Source organism: Paenibacillus sp. NEAU-GSW1 (assembly GCF_009737085.1).
Classification (GTDB): Bacteria; Bacillota; Bacilli; order Paenibacillales; family Paenibacillaceae; genus Pristimantibacillus.
Window position 1 is genome coordinate 16,889 of record NZ_WOVL01000032.1, and the last position, 18,422, is coordinate 35,310.

General features: G+C 51.0%; 23 protein-coding genes. 7 read left to right on the forward strand and 16 right to left on the reverse strand.

All coding sequences use genetic code 11. The features are described from left to right. Nucleotides 1-3: 3 nt before the first annotated feature. Nucleotides 4-447, reverse strand: coding sequence for a DoxX family protein (locus GOM71_RS20470; RefSeq protein WP_156284427.1), 444 nt, complete (start codon nt 445-447; stop codon nt 4-6). A gap of 175 nt (nt 448-622) precedes the next feature. Here GOM71_RS20470 and GOM71_RS20475 point away from each other — a divergent pair, with 175 nt between their 5' ends. Together GOM71_RS20475 and GOM71_RS20480 are read left to right on the forward strand one after the other, a co-directional pair. Then, nucleotides 623-1,084 carry a nuclear transport factor 2 family protein gene (locus GOM71_RS20475; protein ID WP_156284429.1) on the forward strand — a complete coding sequence of 154 codons (462 nt, stop codon included), beginning with the start codon at nt 623-625 and terminating at the stop codon, nt 1,082-1,084. Then, complete coding sequence (locus GOM71_RS20480) at nt 1,081-1,653, forward strand: TetR/AcrR family transcriptional regulator (protein ID WP_156284431.1); 573 nt, start codon at nt 1,081-1,083, stop codon at nt 1,651-1,653. The genes GOM71_RS20475 and GOM71_RS20480 overlap by 4 nt, the downstream gene beginning before the upstream one ends. 45 nt (nt 1,654-1,698) lie before the next feature. Here GOM71_RS20480 and mqo read toward each other — a convergent pair whose 3' ends face one another. Both mqo and GOM71_RS20490 read right to left on the reverse strand, forming a co-directional pair. Next, entirely contained in the window at nt 1,699-3,237 is a 1,539-nt protein-coding gene (gene mqo / locus GOM71_RS20485) for a malate dehydrogenase (quinone) (protein WP_367649730.1), read from the reverse strand. Between the two features lie 397 nt (nt 3,238-3,634). Continuing rightward, nucleotides 3,635-4,069: a VOC family protein gene (locus GOM71_RS20490; RefSeq protein WP_156284435.1), complete on the reverse strand. Its 435-nt coding sequence runs from the start codon at nt 4,067-4,069 to the stop codon at nt 3,635-3,637. Nucleotides 4,070-4,123: 54 nt separating this feature from the next. On the opposite strand from GOM71_RS20490, the gene GOM71_RS20495 reads away from it, so the two are divergent. Beyond that, entirely contained in the window at nt 4,124-4,963 is an 840-nt protein-coding gene (locus GOM71_RS20495) for a helix-turn-helix domain-containing protein (protein WP_253944952.1), read from the forward strand. On the opposite strand, the gene GOM71_RS20500 is transcribed toward GOM71_RS20495, so the two are convergent. The 7 genes from GOM71_RS20500 to GOM71_RS20530 form a co-directional block, all read right to left on the reverse strand. Further along, on the reverse strand, nt 4,943-5,515 hold the full coding sequence (locus GOM71_RS20500) for a YdeI/OmpD-associated family protein (protein ID WP_253944953.1): 573 nt from the start codon (nt 5,513-5,515) through the stop codon (nt 4,943-4,945). The two genes, GOM71_RS20495 and GOM71_RS20500, sit on opposite strands and share 21 nt — an antisense overlap. A 180-nt stretch (nt 5,516-5,695) precedes the next feature. Continuing rightward, complete coding sequence (locus GOM71_RS20505; protein ID WP_156284441.1) at nt 5,696-7,480, reverse strand: diguanylate cyclase domain-containing protein; 1,785 nt, start codon at nt 7,478-7,480, stop codon at nt 5,696-5,698. 366 nt (nt 7,481-7,846) lie between these two features. After that, on the reverse strand, nt 7,847-8,395 hold the full coding sequence (locus GOM71_RS20510) for a GNAT family N-acetyltransferase (RefSeq protein WP_156284443.1): 549 nt from the start codon (nt 8,393-8,395) through the stop codon (nt 7,847-7,849). A 145-nt stretch (nt 8,396-8,540) separates the two neighbouring features. Further along, the gene (locus tag GOM71_RS20515) at nt 8,541-8,810 is read right to left on the reverse strand and encodes a CD3324 family protein (protein ID WP_156284445.1); all 270 of its coding nucleotides are present in this window, start codon (nt 8,808-8,810) and stop codon (nt 8,541-8,543) included. A gap of 355 nt (nt 8,811-9,165) precedes the next feature. After that, complete coding sequence (locus tag GOM71_RS20520; protein ID WP_367649727.1) at nt 9,166-10,182, reverse strand: DUF2804 domain-containing protein; 1,017 nt, start codon at nt 10,180-10,182, stop codon at nt 9,166-9,168. 58 nt (nt 10,183-10,240) lie between these two features. Further along, entirely contained in the window at nt 10,241-11,116 is an 876-nt protein-coding gene (locus GOM71_RS20525; protein WP_173275858.1) for an alpha/beta hydrolase, read from the reverse strand. Nucleotides 11,117-11,163: 47 nt separating this feature from the next. Further along, nucleotides 11,164-11,853 (reverse strand): Crp/Fnr family transcriptional regulator, encoded by a 690-nt coding sequence (locus tag GOM71_RS20530; RefSeq protein ID WP_367649731.1) that lies wholly within the window; start codon nt 11,851-11,853, stop codon nt 11,164-11,166. Between the two features lie 116 nt (nt 11,854-11,969). Between GOM71_RS20530 and GOM71_RS20535 the strand changes: the two genes are divergently transcribed. Then, entirely contained in the window at nt 11,970-12,311 is a 342-nt protein-coding gene (locus tag GOM71_RS20535) for a DoxX family protein (RefSeq protein WP_156284451.1), read from the forward strand. A gap of 10 nt (nt 12,312-12,321) precedes the next feature. Here the strand turns inward: GOM71_RS20535 and GOM71_RS20540 are convergent, their stop codons facing one another. After that, complete coding sequence (locus GOM71_RS20540; protein ID WP_156284453.1) at nt 12,322-13,587, reverse strand: helix-turn-helix domain-containing protein; 1,266 nt, start codon at nt 13,585-13,587, stop codon at nt 12,322-12,324. Between the two features lie 155 nt (nt 13,588-13,742). Between GOM71_RS20540 and GOM71_RS20545 the strand changes: the two genes are divergently transcribed. Both GOM71_RS20545 and GOM71_RS20550 read left to right on the forward strand, forming a co-directional pair. Continuing rightward, nucleotides 13,743-14,498 (forward strand): SDR family NAD(P)-dependent oxidoreductase, encoded by a 756-nt coding sequence (locus GOM71_RS20545; RefSeq protein ID WP_156284455.1) that lies wholly within the window; start codon nt 13,743-13,745, stop codon nt 14,496-14,498. Between the two features lie 42 nt (nt 14,499-14,540). Beyond that, on the forward strand, nt 14,541-15,290 hold the full coding sequence (locus GOM71_RS20550; RefSeq protein WP_156284457.1) for an SDR family NAD(P)-dependent oxidoreductase: 750 nt from the start codon (nt 14,541-14,543) through the stop codon (nt 15,288-15,290). A gap of 64 nt (nt 15,291-15,354) precedes the next feature. Here GOM71_RS20550 and GOM71_RS20555 read toward each other — a convergent pair whose 3' ends face one another. Continuing rightward, nucleotides 15,355-15,954: a class I SAM-dependent methyltransferase gene (locus GOM71_RS20555; RefSeq protein ID WP_156284459.1), complete on the reverse strand. Its 600-nt coding sequence runs from the start codon at nt 15,952-15,954 to the stop codon at nt 15,355-15,357. A gap of 61 nt (nt 15,955-16,015) precedes the next feature. Then, the gene (locus tag GOM71_RS20560; protein ID WP_156284461.1) at nt 16,016-16,345 is read right to left on the reverse strand and encodes a winged helix-turn-helix transcriptional regulator; all 330 of its coding nucleotides are present in this window, start codon (nt 16,343-16,345) and stop codon (nt 16,016-16,018) included. A 120-nt stretch (nt 16,346-16,465) separates the two neighbouring features. Between GOM71_RS20560 and GOM71_RS20565 the strand changes: the two genes are divergently transcribed. Further along, nucleotides 16,466-16,879, forward strand: a complete 414-nt coding sequence (locus tag GOM71_RS20565) for a hypothetical protein (protein WP_156284463.1) — start codon at nt 16,466-16,468, stop codon at nt 16,877-16,879. A gap of 138 nt (nt 16,880-17,017) precedes the next feature. On the opposite strand, the gene GOM71_RS20570 is transcribed toward GOM71_RS20565, so the two are convergent. From GOM71_RS20570 to GOM71_RS20580, 3 genes are all read right to left on the reverse strand, one after another. Further along, the gene (locus GOM71_RS20570) at nt 17,018-17,542 is read right to left on the reverse strand and encodes a 5' nucleotidase, NT5C type (protein WP_367649728.1); all 525 of its coding nucleotides are present in this window, start codon (nt 17,540-17,542) and stop codon (nt 17,018-17,020) included. A gap of 32 nt (nt 17,543-17,574) precedes the next feature. Next, on the reverse strand, nt 17,575-18,087 hold the full coding sequence (locus tag GOM71_RS20575; RefSeq protein WP_156284465.1) for a VanZ family protein: 513 nt from the start codon (nt 18,085-18,087) through the stop codon (nt 17,575-17,577). A gap of 93 nt (nt 18,088-18,180) precedes the next feature. Beyond that, nucleotides 18,181-18,375 carry an SDR family oxidoreductase gene (locus GOM71_RS20580; protein ID WP_216651790.1) on the reverse strand — a complete coding sequence of 65 codons (195 nt, stop codon included), beginning with the start codon at nt 18,373-18,375 and terminating at the stop codon, nt 18,181-18,183. Nucleotides 18,376-18,422 lie beyond the last annotated feature (47 nt).

Below are 18,422 nucleotides of genomic sequence, written 5' to 3' on the forward strand. Positions count from 1 at the left end.
AGACTAGAACACGTCGATCGTTAATACTGCTGCCGCGATAAAAACCGCCTGCAGCAAGGTGCGCTGCAAGAGCGGAGGAACCGGGCGGCCACCGATAGTCAGCTTTCTGCTGGCCGCATGCACATTAGCCGGGAACATAGCAACGAGCATACAGGTTAAGCCTATCGCCGCAATTGCAGATAGCTTAGGAATAACCAGACCGATAGCTCCGATCATTTCCAATACCCCTGTAGCAGTCACGATGAAGCCCGGGTTTGGAAACGCAGGCGGAACCATCGCGACGAGATCCGGCCGCCTTTTGCCCCTATGCGCCGATGCCGCGAGCAGGAACATGACGCCAACCGCATACCGCAGCGCTTCCTGCCAGTCATTCCAGATCGGTATCCCGAGTAATCCCAATGATTGAAAGAGGATAAACGATCCGATTAGAGCATAAAAGGGAATCATTGAGCAGCCCTCCCCCATATAATAAATTCGCCTTCATAGTATCCAACACTGGAACAAAATTCTAGTTTTACTTTTGTTATATCTTTATTCGTTTACGAATATTGGAAATTTCTCCTTGCCAGTATAGACCGATCGGTATACAATAAAACAAACAGTTTAGAAATGAGGGGATTCCATGAAATTGCTTGTGCCTCCGTTTACGCAGGAATCGGCAGCTGCCAAAATCCGCATGGCTGAAGATGGATGGAACAGCCGCGACCCGCAGCGCGTATCGCTTGTTTACACGGAAGACAGCCTCTGGCGAAACCGTTCCGAATTCATTGCCGGCCGGGCGGAGATCGTAGACTTTCTTGCGCGGAAGTGGTCTAGGGAGCTGGAATATCGGCTGATCAAGGAGCTATGGTCGTTTACGGATAACCGGATTGCGGTTCGCTTTGCTTACGAGTGGCGAGACGATAGCGGGAATTGGTTTCGATCGTATGCCAATGAGAACTGGGAGTTCAACCCAGACGGTCTCATGCAGCGCCGTTTTGCCTCGATCAACGATGTGCCGATCTGCGAATCGGATCGCAAATTCCACTGGCCGCTCGGCAGACGCCCTGACGATCATCCCGGCCTCACGGAATTAGGCTTATGACGCGCATCATCCACGAAAAAACCGATGTCGTACCGATGATTGCCGAGGTCTTCAGGGAACTCGGTTATGAAGGCGCCACGATGAGCAAGATCACCGGGCGGACGGGGCTTTCCAAAGGAAGCCTGTATCACTTCTTCCCCGGCGGCAAGGAAGAGATGGCCAGCGAAATTATGGCGCATGTAGACGCTTGGTTTATCGCTCACGTATTCGAGCCTCTGGAGCAAGAAGACCCTCAAACCGCGATCCCCCGGATGTGGCGGGAAGTGAATGCTTATTTCCGCTCGGGCCAACGGATTTGTCTTGTAGGCGCTTTTGCGCTTGACGAAACGAGAGACCGATTCGCTCTCATGATCGGACGCTATTTCCAAAGATGGATTGACGCCTTAGCTGCTGCGCTAGTTCGAACCGGGGCAACAAAAGAAGCCGCCCTGCTTCTATCGGAAGAAGCGGTGGGCGGCATTCAAGGCGGTTTGATTCTTGCCAGAGCGCTAAATGATCCTTCCGTCTTTGAGCGAACAATAGCAGGCCTCGCTGAGCGAGTTGCCGTGTTCATCGGCGAACCTTCTTAATAAAACGGCCTCCACCCTGCACATTCAGGATGGAGGTCGTTCTAATTACTTCGCTAGTTGCAGCTCGCCGCTCAGACCAAGCGCGCTTGCTGTCGTCTCATGGATTTCTCCGATCAGCTCCGGGTTTTTCAGAAGCGAAATACCGTAAGACGGAATCATTTCTTTTATTTTAGGCTCCCACGCTTTAGCATGCTGCGGGAAGCACTTATGGATCACTTCAAGCATAACGGAAACGGCAGTTGAAGCACCAGGCGATGCGCCCAAGAGCGCTGCGATCGAGCCGTCAGCGGCGCTAATAACTTCCGTGCCGAATTGAAGTGTCCCTTTGCCGCCGGCAGCTGTATCTTTAATAATCTGTACACGCTGGCCTGCTACGAGAAGCTCCCAATCCTCGCTTTTCGCATTCGGGATAAACTGGCGAAGCTCTTCCATACGCTGCTCTTTGGAAAGCATCAGCTGCTTAATCAGGTAAGTCGTCAATGCCGCGCTCTTCACGCCCGCCGCCAGCATCGTCACCAGATTATGCGGTTTGACCGATGTGATCAAATCGAGCATCGAACCGGATTTCAAGAACTTCGGCGAGAAGCCTGCGAACGGCCCGAAGAACAACGATTCTTTGCCGTCGATAAATCGGGTATCCAAATGCGGAACCGACATCGGAGGCGCGCCGACCGGAGCCTGTCCGTAAACTTTCGCTTGATGCTTCGATACGATTTCCGGGTTCCGAGTGACCATGAAAAGTCCGCTGACCGGGAAGCCGCCGATGCCTTTGCCTTCCGGAATGCCGGATTTCTGCAGCAAATGCAGGCTTCCGCCGCCGCCGCCAATAAAGACGAACTTCGCCGTGTGACGCTCAACAGCTCCGCTGCTGTTGCGTACTTTCACTTCCCACTGGCCGTCGCTCGTACGGTTAATATCATCAACGGAGTGATTGAAGTTGATGCCGACATTTTTCTTCTTCAAGTGGTCGAACAAAATGCGCGTCAACGAGCCGAAGTTAACGTCCGTACCGGATGCAATGCGAGTTGCTGCGATCGGTTTGTCCACTTTACGATCTTTCATCATGAGCGGAATCCATTCCGCAAGCTTCGCTGGATCCTCGGAATATTCCATCCCTTGGAACAACGGATTCGCAGACAACGCTTCGAAACGTTTTCTAAGGAAGTTTACGTCCTTCTCCCCTTGCACGAAGCTCATGTGCGGGATGGGAACGACGAAGTCCTTCGGATTTTCAATCAACTTGCTTTCTACGAGATAAGACCAAAACTGCTTGGAAAGCTGATACTCTTCATTGACTTTAATAGCTTTGCTGATGTCAATCGATCCGTCCGGTTTCTCCACCGTGTAGTTCAGCTCGCACAGCGAAGAATGCCCAGTTCCCGCATTGTTCAATTCGTTCGAGCTTTCCTCGCCCGCTTTCGCGAGCTTCTCAAACACCGTGATTTTCCAGTCCGGCACTAATTCTTTCAGCAGCGCTCCCAAAGTCGCGCTCATAATACCGGCACCAATTAAGATAACGTCTGATGTGTTTTGTCTGTTACTCATTTTTACCGTCCTTACACGCTTATATTTTGAAGAAAAGATGTAGGCGCTCCTGCTTAGGCTTAAAAACACAGCAAGCCAGGGTGCTACCTCGCGTCACATCTTCTCTGTCTAGAGTAATCAAGGTGAAACAGTCTATATGATTATAGCATTGTTCTCGTTAAACTAACTTATATTATATGACAGTTATATGTGTTTTAAAAGTCGGTAAATTTAAGTGAAGCCAGACTATAAAAGCTAAGTCGGGATAATTTTCCCTTTCATCTGCCGCATGATTCAATTTCCGGTTAATCGACGAATACACCATAGCCAAAATTGGAAAAATAAAAAGAGCACCAGAGAGCGTATCTTGTGGAAGAAACGCGCAATACGATACAATCAGAGGCAAAGAAAGCTGGAATCGTTGATGTCACGATGCCAGCTTCCCTTTTCCTTCAAGCTACGCGCTATGAATGGAATTCCAAATCTCCTTATAATGCGGGCTGTGGATCAGCCCGATAATGTTTCCGAACGGATCGACGACGGAGGCAGTAAACCAGTTTACGCCGCGCTCCGTAAACGGTTCGTATTCTGCAGCGCCCAGCCCTTTCAATACTTCAAGCATGGCGGCAACGTCGTCAACATGCCAGTAAAGCGTTGCTCCCCCCGTCCCTGTCAAGCTCGCTGCTTGAGGGGCATATTTCTTATCAATGATGCCAAGTTCGTCTTGGAAGTCGCCGATCCGGAATTCGAGATAAGCTGGATTGTCAGGATCAGGGCTTTGGAAATAAGGCTCGACACCAAGAAGCTTCGTATACCATTCTTTTGCTGCCTTCATGTCCTCCGCCCAGAAGCTCACATTTGCCATACCGCGTAATTTAGGTGTATTTGTCATTGTAATCAGTCTCCTTATTGGTTATTTGGTTTATTCATTTCATTGTAGGGGTTGATGGCCATTCCTGTATTACAGAAATCCGCAGCCATATATCAGACCGATGGAAAATTGGACCCTGCCGGCTTCGAGCGCCATATTGACTTTCAAACCTATGTGCCGCCTGGCGATTTGGCTGCATTCGTAAACCATTTTTGGACCATCCGGTGGAACAATACCTCAGGTCAGCCCTACGTTTCAGAGCAGGTGATGCACCGTCCTTATGTCGACGTCTATCTGTCTGCGCAGGAATCGGGTATCCAGTGCACCTTCCGAGACAGACGGGATTACGAGGCGAATGGCAGCGGCAGAATTATCGGCGCCCGCTTCAAACCAGGCGCGTTCCGCGCTTTCTGGCAGAAGCCGCTCGCTGGCCTGCACAATGAGACGATCGCATTGCAGCACGCGTTTGTTGAAGCGGATCAAGCTTGGATAGTGCATACGCTGTCCTTGCCGGATGACGCAGCCGTCGGCGCTCTTGCCGAGCTCCTGCAAGCTCAAAAACCAATCCATGACCCTAACATCGAAGTAATAGAGACGATCATTCGTGCCACAGAGAGTGAAGGCTTGCTTACGGTCACGGAAGTTGCGGAATGGATGGGCAAAAGCGAGCGATGGCTTCAGCAGCTGTTTCAGGACTATATTGGGATCGGTCTCAAGTGGCAGCTTCAGCGGATTAAGCTGTTAGAAGCCGCAAAAGCGATTCGCGAATGCAACGAGCCTGATTGGGCGGATATGGCCTATGCGCTCGGCTACAGCAGCCAGCAGCATTTCATTACCGACTTTAAACGGGTGCTTGGCAAAACACCGTTGCAATACAAGAAAGAAATGCTCTCTCTAGGAGCGAACGGCCTCTAATTTTGCAATCGCCTTTTGCAATTGGGCCGCTCGGCTCTTTTCCGTCGTTGCCTTTAGAAGCGGCAAGAACATGTTGTATTGCGCTGTTCTGTCCAGCTCGATGAACGCTCGCTTCGCCTGTTCATGCCTCTCGAGCGCTGCTTCCAGATCAGGAGGAACAACTGCGCTCTTTTGCGATTCGTAGGCTGCGTCCCATCTGCCATCCGCCTTGGCGAGCTCAATTTCCTTATAGCCTGCAGGCTGCATGAGACCCTTCTCCATGAGCTTCTCTGCTTTTCGCACGTTCACCAGTGACCAAGGGCTCTTCGCTCGTCTCGGCGAATACCGCTGCAAATAACAAGACCCGTCGAAGCCTTTGCGATGGCTGTCGATCCAGCCGTAACAGAGCGCAACGTCAAGCGCTTCGGTTATGGTGACGGACGTGACTCCCGCGTCCTTCTTGGCGATCCGAAGCCACGCCTCCCCTTCCTGTTCGTGATGATTGGCAAGCCATAATTCCCATTCCGCCGGACCGGCGAAATCGATAAATGCCAAATTTTCTTGCGCTGCCATCAGTACGCCTCCTTCCATCAAGATCGTTCATGACTTCACTATACCGATTCCAATCCGCGCCGTATTACAAATAACCGCAGCGGTGTTTAAAACTATCTTTTCTAAGCTGCCGGGAGGTTATCCTAGAGTCGCTGAGTCGAAAAAAAAGAAGGAGAGGCTGTTAAAAAGCCCCTCCTTCTTCTAAGCGCTCCGCTCATAGAAGCAATAACGATTTTTGCCGTTTGCTTTGGCCTCGTACATGGCCTGATCCGCCTGCTGGAGAAGCGTCGCGGCCTCTACGCCGGACGATGGGACGGCGGTAATGCCGATGCTCCCCGAGATCCGAATCGGCGATCCGTCAATCGCCCGGATGCCCCGCACAGATGCAATAATGTTCTCCGCAAGCCGCTCCAAATCCCGCGGTTGGCCGAACCGTTCCACCACAATAACAAATTCATCGCCCGCCCAGCGGCCCGCCATGCCTTGATCGCCGACAGCGCGGCGGAGCACCCGGGCCACTTCCTGCAGAAGCCGGTCTCCCATTTCATGGCCGAGCGTATCATTAACGCCCTTGAATCCGTCCAGATCGAGGAACAAAACGGCATAGGGCTCCGATGTCCCGACCTCAAGCTGTGAGGTCCGCCGCTCCAGCCACTCGCGGATATAGCGGCGGTTGGCCAATCCGGTCAACTCATCGTAATGGACTTTGCGAACCGTTTCCGTCTGGTTGCCGAAGACAAATAAATGTCCATGGAAAGAGTCGCCATCTTCTCCCGCAATCGGGTTCCCATAATACTCATAGTAGAAGGTCTCGCCGCTGGCTTCATTTTGCACGATTACCCAATCCCGAACCACAGCCTGTCCCCCGCCTAAGTACGATCGAATCGATTCGCTAAGCGACCCGCCGCCTAACAATTTCATCCCTTCGCAATAGCATTCCAGCGATTCCCCTATGGCGAGCGGTTTGCCGAACAGCTCTTCGAACCTTCCGTTGGCGAACAAAATGTTCCCTTGGCCGTCGCACATCGCGATGCCTTCATGGCTTGAGGCCAGCATGCGCTCAATAATGCTTTTCTGCTCCGAGATCGTCCGCTGCGCTTCGCGGCCCTCTTCATAGAGATCCGTCATCTTCACATACATGCGGGTAAATTCATAAATCATCCCGCCGAGCACCACATTGGAGAAAATAAACGTATCGAACTTCGATATATACCAGCCCAGACTGAACCGGCTGCCTCCAAAGAGCACAATGCCCACATCCAGCATCGTCGCGAGCAGCGCAACGCATAGCCAGGAAGAAGTGACAGTGCTCCCGCGCGTCCGCCAGTAGTAGCTGACCAAAGCGGCGGCGCTGAGCACCAAAATCGGCAGTGCTAAACCGTAAGTAAACGCATCTGTCACTTTGCCATGATCCATGAGGATTGGAATTCGCCGCTCATGCACAATTGACGCATATACAATCAACGCCACAATCCCCGTCACGCCTAGTCCGACAAGTCCCGTACACCACATAGCTTGTCTCTTCGTTAAGCTGACCCGCTCCAGCCGATGCGGCATCATCGTGTACAACAAAACAGCCAGCGGAAATCCGATATGCCACAGCGCATACAGCAGCTCTGCGGTCTGGTTCCCCATGCGAATGCCGCCAGGCGGAAAAAAGCCCGGAAACGTCAGCAAATACGCAAGTGTCATGAGCGCGGAATACAGATATGCCCCGCATAAAATGAGCGTAAGCGGCAAGCGGTTCACCCGAAATTGGCTGTATAGCACAAACACCGTAATAAGCTCGAAGCAGACAACCGCCCCCAGCAAGGTTGGCAAGTAGGTATTGCTTTTGGGCAATTCGACCTGCGCATACGGTATCGACATCAGCGTAATGACTGCAAGAACAGCTCCAATCACGAATGCTAATCGGCGATGCGAAGGATTGGACGGCACGTTGAATAGCGTGTACGCCGGAGTCCCGTTCGTATAAATTGATTTCATTTTAAACCCCCGGTTGCGATAGGTTGCTTCTATACTATTATGATATATTATTGGATCGTTTTGTTCATTTTTTTATGAGCTCTTGGACCTGGCCGAGGCTGTCCTCCACTCTTTTTAGGCCGTTTTTGGCCGTATCTCCCCGCCTGCGCTCGCAAAAAAGAGCTTTAAGGCCGTTTTCGTCCTTAAAGCTCTACTTTCATCCCATCTGCAGCTGCTTCCCGCTTATTTAAGACCATTTTCGGCCTTATCCCCCAGCCAGCGCCCTTCGAAGAAGATTTTAAGGCTATTTCCGGCCTAAAATCCAATCTGCAGCTCCCCCGACCGCCCGCTCACGAATGAATGAATGAATTGAATCAGCCATGCCATTCATTTGCGGTGAGCAAACTGAAAAACGAGCATTTCCTCATGTCCCGTTTCGTCTCTGCTCCTCACTTCTTCCGTCACTTCATCCGTCGCACACGCCTTCAGCGTCCTTCGCCAAAATTGAATGGCGCGCCCGTTCCGTTCCGTCGGATTCGTATGCACTTCCCAATGTCCCGGCATGTCGCCGATCAACTGCTGCACAACCTGCTTCCCGATCCCCTTGCCGCGATAATAACGCAATAGAAAGAACTCATTCATATAATAGTCGATAAAGTCGGGGCAGGGCATGTACGGCGCAGTAGCTACAAAAGCAAGACCTGCCGGAAGCCCATCTACCTTAATGAGATAGGGGAAAAGAACGCCCGGATGCTCCCACCACACATCGAAAATAAGATTCTGCTCGCTTAACGTGCGCGTTTCATTTTCCTCAAATACGCCGTACCGATTCGTTCTGCGCTCCCATACCTCCGACAAATCGTGCAAATAAAGCGGATAGATATTGTTGATGATATATTTATCTTCCTGGCTGCACAGCTGAACTTCTACTCTCATAAAGGATCGCCGCCTTTCGATTAGAGGACCGCGACGCAATCCCCGTGTATGTAATGAAAGTATAGCGGTGAGCACGAGTAAAAAATAGGCAAACAATGCTTATAAAAAAACTCGCGCTGCCTGTCGGCCAAACGCGAGCTCTTCGTTACTTTTTCTTTTTGTAGACGATCTTCTTAACGCTTTCCTCAGACAAACAATAGAAGTCCGAGAGCTGCTCCAGGCTGACGCCCTTGTGGAACCTTGCTTTCATCTCGGCGTTTCGCTGCAGCAGATAGTCCCGATACCCGGATGCTTGTCCCCACTTCCTTCTGCCGCCTTCTGGAGAGGGAATGTAGAGCACGCTGCCCTGTATATATTTTTGCACTTCTTGCAGTAACGGTTCAGGTAAAATGTCGCTTGCGGATACATATTTCATTCGGCTTCGCCCCTTCATCATCTATTGGAGATGGCAAGGTTGCAAAGCCTGTATAGCAAACGTGCTTCCGGTCTACTTACGCGGTCAAATTGTAAGGCTCCATGCAAATAACCGCTTGTGTTTGCCACACAGACTTTGCATGGAGCGAAGATGGAAACTGTGCATCGCCAAATGCTTCGGACGAGCTTCCGCCATTGTGATTACTCCTCTCTAAAAACAACGCTTTCTGCTGCATTCGATAGGAGGAAATTAAATTCCTCTGTCTAAGCTTACACAAAGGGCAACCGAGGTTTCAATATAATACAGATTTCCCCATGACGAGATGAATATATAGGATGTTGCAGCAGGAACGAATCTACCACCTCGCCGAATGATCCTCGGCCCACCCGAGCAGCCCGTTAATCGCCGCTCTCTCGCCGTCATCGAGCTCAACATGTCCATCGAAATGGCCGATCATCTGGTGCACCTCCGACTGGATAATTATCGCTCTAGTCGCAGCAACACGTTCGAAAAGCGGCGTGAACGTCAGCGCTACACGGTCGGACTGCTCCGTCCGCAAAGTCCACGGCCGCATATAGTCTGCTTGATCGTATGTCCAAATGATGTTCTCGTGCTGCTTATGCAGCCGTCCGTTTACGAGAACGCCATTCTCGTTCTGGCCGGTGCCATCGGTCCATTGACCGCCGAAATTCAAGCCGATAAGCCGGCCCTCCGAGCTGCCCGAAGCGGCAGCCCAATTCCAAGTGGACTGATACGGCCAAATCCCCCTTCCGAAATCCAAGCAGCCATACGAGTCGCTGACGCTGAATGTGTAAGCGCGATTCCCCCATGCAACGTTCCCTGACGCAGGCAATGCAGGCTGCTTTGACGTAAATTGGAATCGGTCGCGGCTCCACGGTACAACGACGTTCAACGACTCATACCCCTCCGGGCGCATGACCCTTACATCTGCTTCGAACCGATCGCCCGCCCGGCCGAAATCCTTCCAAGAGACGGTTATGCGCGTACCGTCACCCGTTTCCTCGAACTTTAAGCTCGCCTTTTTCCCCGAAACACTGACCGTCGACGCAACGTCCTCAGGCATATGGCAGCCAACGCCCAGCGGGATAAGCCATGTTTCCTCAGCGAACTGCTTCGTCTTCAGATCGAGAACGTAGACAAACATGACCGCCGCGTAATCCAAGTGCGATATCGTCGCAGAAAACAACAACTCCGGGCCCGTAACGCACCAATAGTTCCATTTTTTCTTGCGAAGCAGGTTCCCCTTCACGTTGCAGCGAACCAGCGGATGCCTCGACCAACCGACACTGTCGTTCGCGAGCTCTCCCCTCTCATTGCATAGGGAGACGGGCATTACGATCTCTTTTGCCACTGTATTGAAACCCCTTTCATCACGCGGCGGTTACTCCGTGAAAACAACCAATGTACTATTATAAACCATCCGTCATAGATCTTTCTATTAACCACTTTACGGAATGCTCATAGGCATGCTCGTTTGCCAACAGCCCGTCATGATCAGCTCCAGAGACGATGTGAAACTGTGCTTGAGTATATGCGCCCAGTACTTCCCCATAACGATCCGCATAGAAGGCCTCGTCTTCCGCTCCGACAATAACAAGAGTCGGCTTCGTCAGCTTCGCCAAATCACTTTTGTACTTCATTGGCGAGCGAGACAGCAAAAGCCGAAAACTGAGCTTATCAGCCATTCCGTCATGCAGCTCCTCCGGCCGCTTGTAAAATTCCATGACGGGAAGCCCGTGCCAGCCTTTGATTCCGATCGAATTCAGCATGCTGAGAAGAATCACTTTTCCTATATGCAGCTTGCGATGCCCTTCGGCTGGACGTTCAGTCGGATTTCCCGGACCCAGGAACGGCGCCAGCAGCAAATAGGAGTCTGCGTAATCGGCATATCTGCTTCCGGCGAAGCGTATCGCTGTTCCGCCGCCCGCTGAATGCCCGGCCATCACAATTCGTCTGATAGCAGGGAACTTGCCTTTTATATACTGGATGAAATCCGCAAGATCATCCTCCACTTGACCCATATAGTCGATATCGCCGAGTCTTTCGGATTGAGGGCCATAACCTCGAAGGTCAGGCGTGAAAACGTGAGCAAGACCTGCCGACGAAATCTTTTGAGCATAAGGGTATAAGTACTTGCTGTCCTCCGATATGCCATGAAGAAGGATGATAGCCGTCGCTGTTTGATCGGCGCCAGGGTAACACCTGTAATAAAGCTCGCTCCCGTTGCGGGTCGCATAGGGCTGCAGCTCAGGCACTGGATATTGGGATGGATTGATATAAGCCAAGCGATTCTCCTCCAATCTGTAACATGTGAGCAAGACGAAAAATTTCTTTACGCTCTTTCCATCGCCATGAATAACAATTCCGGCTGGACGGACATCGGACTTCGCACTCCTTTTCTGCTGATCAGGCCTTCGGACATAAATCCGCTTAATTGTTCCGATACGGTTTCACGAATGCACCCCGCCATACTAGCCAATTCTTGATGCGTAATCTTAACCTCCAGCTGAATCCAGCCCTGATCCGGATCGGTCCTTCTCCCAAATTTTTGCGATAATTGATAGAGAAGATACAGCAGTCTTTTTCGAATGCTTCCGTAAGCCATCAGCTCGAGCATTTCCTCAACCTCCTTCAAGCGTGAAGCTGTCATCTCGATAAATTTCAACCCAAGCTCCGGGTACTCCTTTATAATCGCTTCAAATTGGGCTGTCTCTAAGGTGCAAATAACGGAATCCTCTATCGTTTCTGCATACAAATCTTGCGAACCGGCTGTAAACGACCCTACTTGGCCGAAAATATTGCCCTCGCCCAATAAGTCGACCGTCAGCTCTTTTCCCGACTTCGAAAGCTTATACAGCCGGACCTTTCCCGACTTGACTAGAAACAAACGCTTTTGAGGCATGTAAGGCGAGGCGATAATCGTTTTTCTTTTTACCGTATTCATCGGAGTATGGGGCTCCAGATGATGCAATTGTTCCAATTCCAAGCCGTTGAACAGTTGAATCCGCGATAAATATTTCATTTTATCCAAGCAAACTCTCTCCCGGCACCGATTTTGTAGTCTGGCCTACATTCGCGATGGAAATCTCAGGCTATACTCTATTACTAACAAACATAATTATGAAGGAGAGTGCCCTAATGAGCACGATTGCAATAGTCGCGCAAAGCCTCTTAATCTTGATGTTTGCCTTCTCTGCAAGCATTAAGTTTTTACGGACAAAAACAATGATTCAGCACTGGAAGGAATATCATTACCCCTTCTGGTTTATGTATGCGACCGCTGCGCTTGAGACGCTTGGCATGCTAGGAATAGTGGCGGGATTCTGGAACGCAGACCTTCTAAAATATGCTTCCGCTCTGCTTGCGTTGCTTATGCTAGGCGCCATTCATGCCCATTTGTTCAGAGCCAGGCATAACCCTTTGATGGCAATTAATGCACTGCTCATGCTAGTTCTTTCTATCTTTATGATCATAATGTAACTCAACGCCGCTACTCCCTGTCAGGCTCAATTTTCTTTTGCGCAGGACGCCGTTCGGCATGCCGATAGGCTTTCGGCGTAATGCCTTGCCATTTTTTGAACACCTTGTTGAAATAGCTCTGGTCATTAAAGTTCAGCCATGCCGCAATATCGGTAATCGAATCGTCGGTCAGCGCGAGCAAATTTTTCGCTTCCTCGACCCGCTCGCGCTGGACGTAATCGGAGAAGGTCAATCCAACCTCCTTCTTGAACAGGCTCGACAAATAGCTAGGGCTTAAATTGATGCGTTCAGCCAGCCCGTCGAGCGTAACGTCGCTGTACAAACGATTGGCGATCTCGCGCAAACAGTCTTGTACGGCAGGCGAATAATGGCCGCGGCGAACTTCCGCCACCCTGTCCACAAAGTCGAACATCGCCTCCATCATAACGGCAACAACCGCATGCAGATCGCCCTTTTCCTCCAGCTGCTGGATATAGAAATCGCTCAACACAAACGCATCTTCCTCATGCATGCCGCCTTCTATCGCCGCCCGGCAAATGAGGGCAATTCCCGTAATCATTAAGTTCTTCTCGCTGCGCAGCCGGCTCCCTTTGGCCAGCACGCCAAACTCGTCCTCGCCGATGATCGATTCCATAACGAATGTCCGGAGCTGCTCCTTCTTCCCCGAGCGTATGTAGTGAAGCAGAACCCGCTCATGCGACAGGTTCGTATGCAGCATCCCGCTTCGGCGGCTTCGGGACAGCTCGGCGTCAGGCTCCGGCTGGTCCGTATCCGGCTGCGGCAAGGGCAAGCCCTCAATCTGCAAATTCGCCGACGGATCGACGAGCTGGCGGCGTATCGCATAATGAATCATTAAGCTCACCGCTCTGGCCCGCTCTGGATCGAGCAGCGGAACGGCTTCGTACAATTCAAGCAGCCGGCCTCGGTTGCCCGCATGTATCGTCTCCATCGTCTCGGACCATTGGCCGTCACGCAGCGCTTCATGCAAATACGGTCCAACGACAATCGTGCCGACAAACCGGCCTTCCTCCCATGCGTTGACGAAGCCATACTGGAGGCCCGTGCGGGAAAAATGGCCCGGCTTATCCGGTGCGTACATCGAATAAGCGTAACCGGCAAGCTGTTCCCGAATCGCCGCGAAGTACGGGTTGGAGCGCAGCGAATGCGCGGCGTATTCCGATTCTATCTTCCGCTCAGGATGTACAACAAAGACCGGCAATTGAAGAACGGCATAGAGCATTCGGCCAAAAACAGCCAGCTCTGACAGCGTATTCATAAGTACCTCCGGAAGGATGCAATTGTGACTCAATAGGATGTTAAAAAAGTACTACAATTCGTGAATAAACACAATTATCAGCTGTGAAAGCGTATTACACTGATGTTGCAGATGAACAACACATCTGTAACCACTCTGGAAAGGAATGACGCAGCATGCTAGATAATAAAATTGCAGTCGTTACTGGCGCCGGAAGCGGCATTGGCCGCGCAACCAGCTTAAAGATGGCAGGATATGGAGCAAAAATTGTCGCCGTCGATTTCAACGCAGCAGCCGGAGAGGAAACCGTTCGACTGATTCAAGAACAGAACGGCGAAGCGGTTTTCGTCCAAGCCGACGTATCGAAGACGGAGGATGTTCAACGTTATGTAAAGGCCGCAGTTGATGCTTACGGCCGTATCGATATATTTTTCAATAATGCAGGGGTTGTACAGAAATTCTCGAAACTTGCGGACATTGACGAGAACGAGTTCGATCGAATTATGAGCGTCAATGTGCGGGGTGTCTTCCTGGGCATGAAATACGTTCTTCAAGTAATGGAGAAGCAGGAAAGCGGCACGATTATCAACACCGCTTCTACGGCAGGAGTAAAAAGCGAGCACAGCGCATCCGCCTATTCCGCAAGCAAGCATGCGGTAGTCGGCCTGACGAAGGGCGCGGCGATGGAATATGTGAAAAAAGGCATTCGCGTCAACGGCATTTGCCCGGGCGGCGTCGAGACCGCATTGACGAAAAGCGTAGAGCAGGCGTTTATGTCCGGCGGCTATGTACCTGAGGAAGTCGGCAATATGCGCATGGGCCGCTATGCGCAGCCGGATGAATTGGCGGAAGTCGTCTCGTTCCTCGCTTCCGATCGCGCCAGCTACATGACGGGCTCTATCGTGCTGGTCGACGGCGGTCTTACGCTCTAACTTATATACAACAGGATAACCAACATGGAAAGGGGCATATGCATGAAACTTCAAGACAGAGTAGCGATTGTAACCGGAGGTGCCTCCGGCATCGGCCGCGGCGTTGCGCATGCAATGGCTAAGGAAGGCGCGAAAGTCGTCATCGTAGACGTTAACGAAGAACAGGGTCTGGCTACCGAGCAAGAATTGAACGCCATCGGCCAAGGGAAATTCATTAAAGCGAATATTTCCGATTCTTCCGAGCTGAAACGCATCGTAGAGGAAACGGTACAAGCCTACGGAAAGATCAACGTTCTTGTCAACAACGCGCATGTCTCCAAACAAGTGATGTTTGTGGACACGACGCCGGAAGATTTGGCGCTATCGTTTAATACCAGCTTCTATCCGACCTTTACCTTGATGCAGCTTTGCTATCCGTACTTGAAAGAAACGAAGGGCGCGGTCATCAACTTCGCCTCCGGCGCAGGACTAAGCGGCATGCCGACGCAGGCGGCTTACGGTTCGGCGAAGGAAGCTATCCGCGGCTTGTCGCGCGTAGTCGCTAACGAATGGGGCGTCGACGGCATCAACGTCAATTGCATTAGCCCGATCGCCAATTCGCCGGGCGTGCAGAAGTGGAGCCAGTACTTCCCTGCAGAATACGAAGCAATGGTAAACAATATTCCGCTGAAACGAGTCGGCGACTGCGAGAATGATATCGGCCGCATTGCCGTATTCCTGGCCAGCGATGACTCCAGCTATATGACGGGCCAGACGCTGATGGCTGACGGCGGCTCCGTTATGCTGCGCTAACCGAAACCGGATCCGTAAGGAGCAAGCCCTTCTGCCGCCAAATGGCGGCCGAGGGGTTTTTTTTCTATCGCGGATTTTTAATTAGCACCGTTTGGATGACATGCCCGACTCCAGTATGAAGCCGGCCTTCTTCTCTCTTCTGTTCGCCGTAAAAGAAATGCAGCACCTCGCAGCCGCTCGTCCATGCCAGCACATCAGCTGGATGATAGAGCATGTCGGCCGTTCTGGGACCGCCGGTTTGGTAACGAAGCTGATCCTCCGAATAAACCTCCATAACGATAACACCGCCCGGCTTAACGACAGCAAGCAGCTTATCGAAGACGTTTTTTTGCTCTGCTTTCGGAAAATGGCCAAAGATCATAAAAGCTCCGTCATACGCCTCTGAAGGCACCGCATCGTGCAGCAAGTCCTTCAGCTCTGTTTCCACCTTCACATGGAACCGTTCCGCAAGCTGCTCAGTCTTCTTCAAGCCGTTCTCCGCGTAATCCCATGCCGTAACCTGATACCCTTGGCGGGCCAAATGCACGGCATTCCGGCCTTCACCCTCTGCAAAAGCGACGATCCGCTTCCCTTTGAAACGATCCGCTTGCTCGACGATAAACGCATTAGGCTCCTCGCCGTATATATACTCGTTCATTCCGAATCTTTCATTCCACTGATTCATTTGGGTTCTATTCCTCTCCAGAATTTTGTTATTGGATGGTCACTTAGACGGACGCTGTTTTTTATCGTGCCGAAAGGTGACTGCCCCATGCCGCGAGCGACTCAATTACGGCACGAAGCTGCTGCCCTTCCTCCGTCAGCTCGTACTCGACCTTCGGCGGCAATACCGGATAGATCGTCTTCAGAATCAATCCCTTCTCCTCCAGCTCCTTCAGCCTTTGGGTAAGCACTTTCGGACTGATCTCCCCAAGCGAATAGCGCAATTCGCCAAACCTTTTCTTTCCCGACAGCAGATCGCGGATGATGAGAATCGTCCACTTCCCGTCCAATATATCCATCGCTCTCTTGACCGGACACTCATCCGTGCAAGGGTTTTCCTTTATTTTCGCCATGTTCTCACCCCGTAAACTTCAAAATCGAATAGTTACTAAAAGGTAATTACTACACAAAAGATACTATCCGAAGTAAGATGATGTCAAGCAAATAAATCCAATAGCAAGGAGAGAACAAACATGAGCAAAACGAGAGTAAACGTATTAAAAGGAACGGCGCTTTTCATCGCGATCGTACAGATCGGATTAGGACTCGGGTATTTATTCGCCCCTCATGCCTTCCATGCTTCGGTCGGCTTGGAAAACTTGCCGGATTGGGCCGGATGGCCATTGGCGATGAGCGGCGCAAGATTCCTGCTCTTCGGATTCGGCATGATACAAGTATTCCGCAATCCGCTTGGCAACCGCAGCTGGATTCAGGCGATGATCGGCGTTCAGCTGATCGATTGGATCGGAACGATTTACTATGTGGCAAGCGGCGCGGTGACGCTCTCCCAAGTCACAACCGCAGCCTATCTGCCCATCCTGTTTATCGTCATGCTGCTCGCCGCATATCCTAAGGAGCAGACTCAATCGCAGGCTTTATCGAAATGATTACCTTGCTGGACGCGTTTCATACTTTGCGAACATTCGCCTTCAGCGACCGCATCGGACTGTTCGACCGCTCTAGATAGCCTTAAATACAAAAAAAGGAAGCGACGGCCGCTCTTCAAAGCAGCCGTCGCTTCCTTTTTAGCTCAAAAAATAATTCCGCACTTCAAGCCAGTTGTCTACTCTCGTATAGCCTGTTTCATTCCGATTGTGCGGCGCTGTGAACAGCAGGCCTTTGCCTTTGAACCGCTGGAAATGCCTCGCGTTATCGTCAATGAGGTAATCCGCATTGATGATGCTTTTATCGCCGCAAAAAACAAAGTTCATATCGTCGAGAAAAGGGAAATGCTCCTTCAGCCACTCGTACTTTGCAGTAAAAGAAGTCGGGAACTCCATCGCCGCTGTCGTAATAAAAATTTCATGCTGCTCGCTTAACTCTTCAATGACTTGCTGGCTGTCCGGCATAACCGCTAAATCCCGGAAAAAGGCGGGATCCTTTAAATAGTCTATAATTTCGTGCTGCAAATGCGGACGCAGCTCCCTAAGGCGCGTTCCTGTCAAATCATTCAACGTCAGGCTTTCGTTATAATCGCGGTTAAACACTTGCAGATGTTTCGTGTTGAAATCGGCAATCACTTCATCCATATCAATCGCAATTCGTTTCACTAACGCTCTCCACCTTTAAGCCTTTTTCTCGATTATACACCTTTTATTTGCTTCTGTACGGTTCGGTTCGCCGCCGTGTCGGGCTGCTGCAAAATCCGTTTATAAATCACAATGCCGATCGCTCCGCCGAGCGTGTTCAAAATCAGATCGTCAACATCAAAAGCGCCGATGTAGAAAACAAGCTGCGAGCATTCCAACAGCAAGCTAAGCCCGAAAGCGAGCAGCACGGCCGCCGTGATCGAGATTCCTCGGATCATGCAACCGATGAAGATACCGAATGGGACGAACAGTCCGATATTGCCGAAGACCTGAATAAAGCCGTACAGCGAAGGATCGCGGACAATGGGAGCAATTTGTTGGAACGGAACGAAATTGTACAGTCGCCAATGGTCCGTACGGAACGGCTCCTCCATAAACTGCTGCAGCATTGTCCACAGAAAAGGAATATTGGGACTGCCGAATTTGAATAAAATGATTTTAAACAGTACCGCTAAATAGAAGACAAAAGCGATTGCAGCGAACAGCCGCTTCCACGGTAATTGCATAGCTGATTCTCCTTTTTCGGGTTTTTTCGTCGAGCTGTCCTCAGCATATAGAAAACTGTTTAAGAAGAAGGAGGGTTAAACCTAAAGAATTTCTTAATCGACGAGAAAGCTCTCGTTAAAGTTTTGGTTGAACCAGCTCGCCCGGACAATCGTCCACTGCGCGCCGGATTCCCGTAACGCTTGCTCTGCAAGCAATGCGCCTTCTTCTCCGCGGCCGGACAGCAAGACGATTCGGCTGACGCCCTTCTCAAGCGCAATTTTGGCGAAAGCCGCGATGTCGTCGGTCAAGAAAGACGATTTATTGTAAAGTCTTCCATAAAAAATGGGGCGAGATG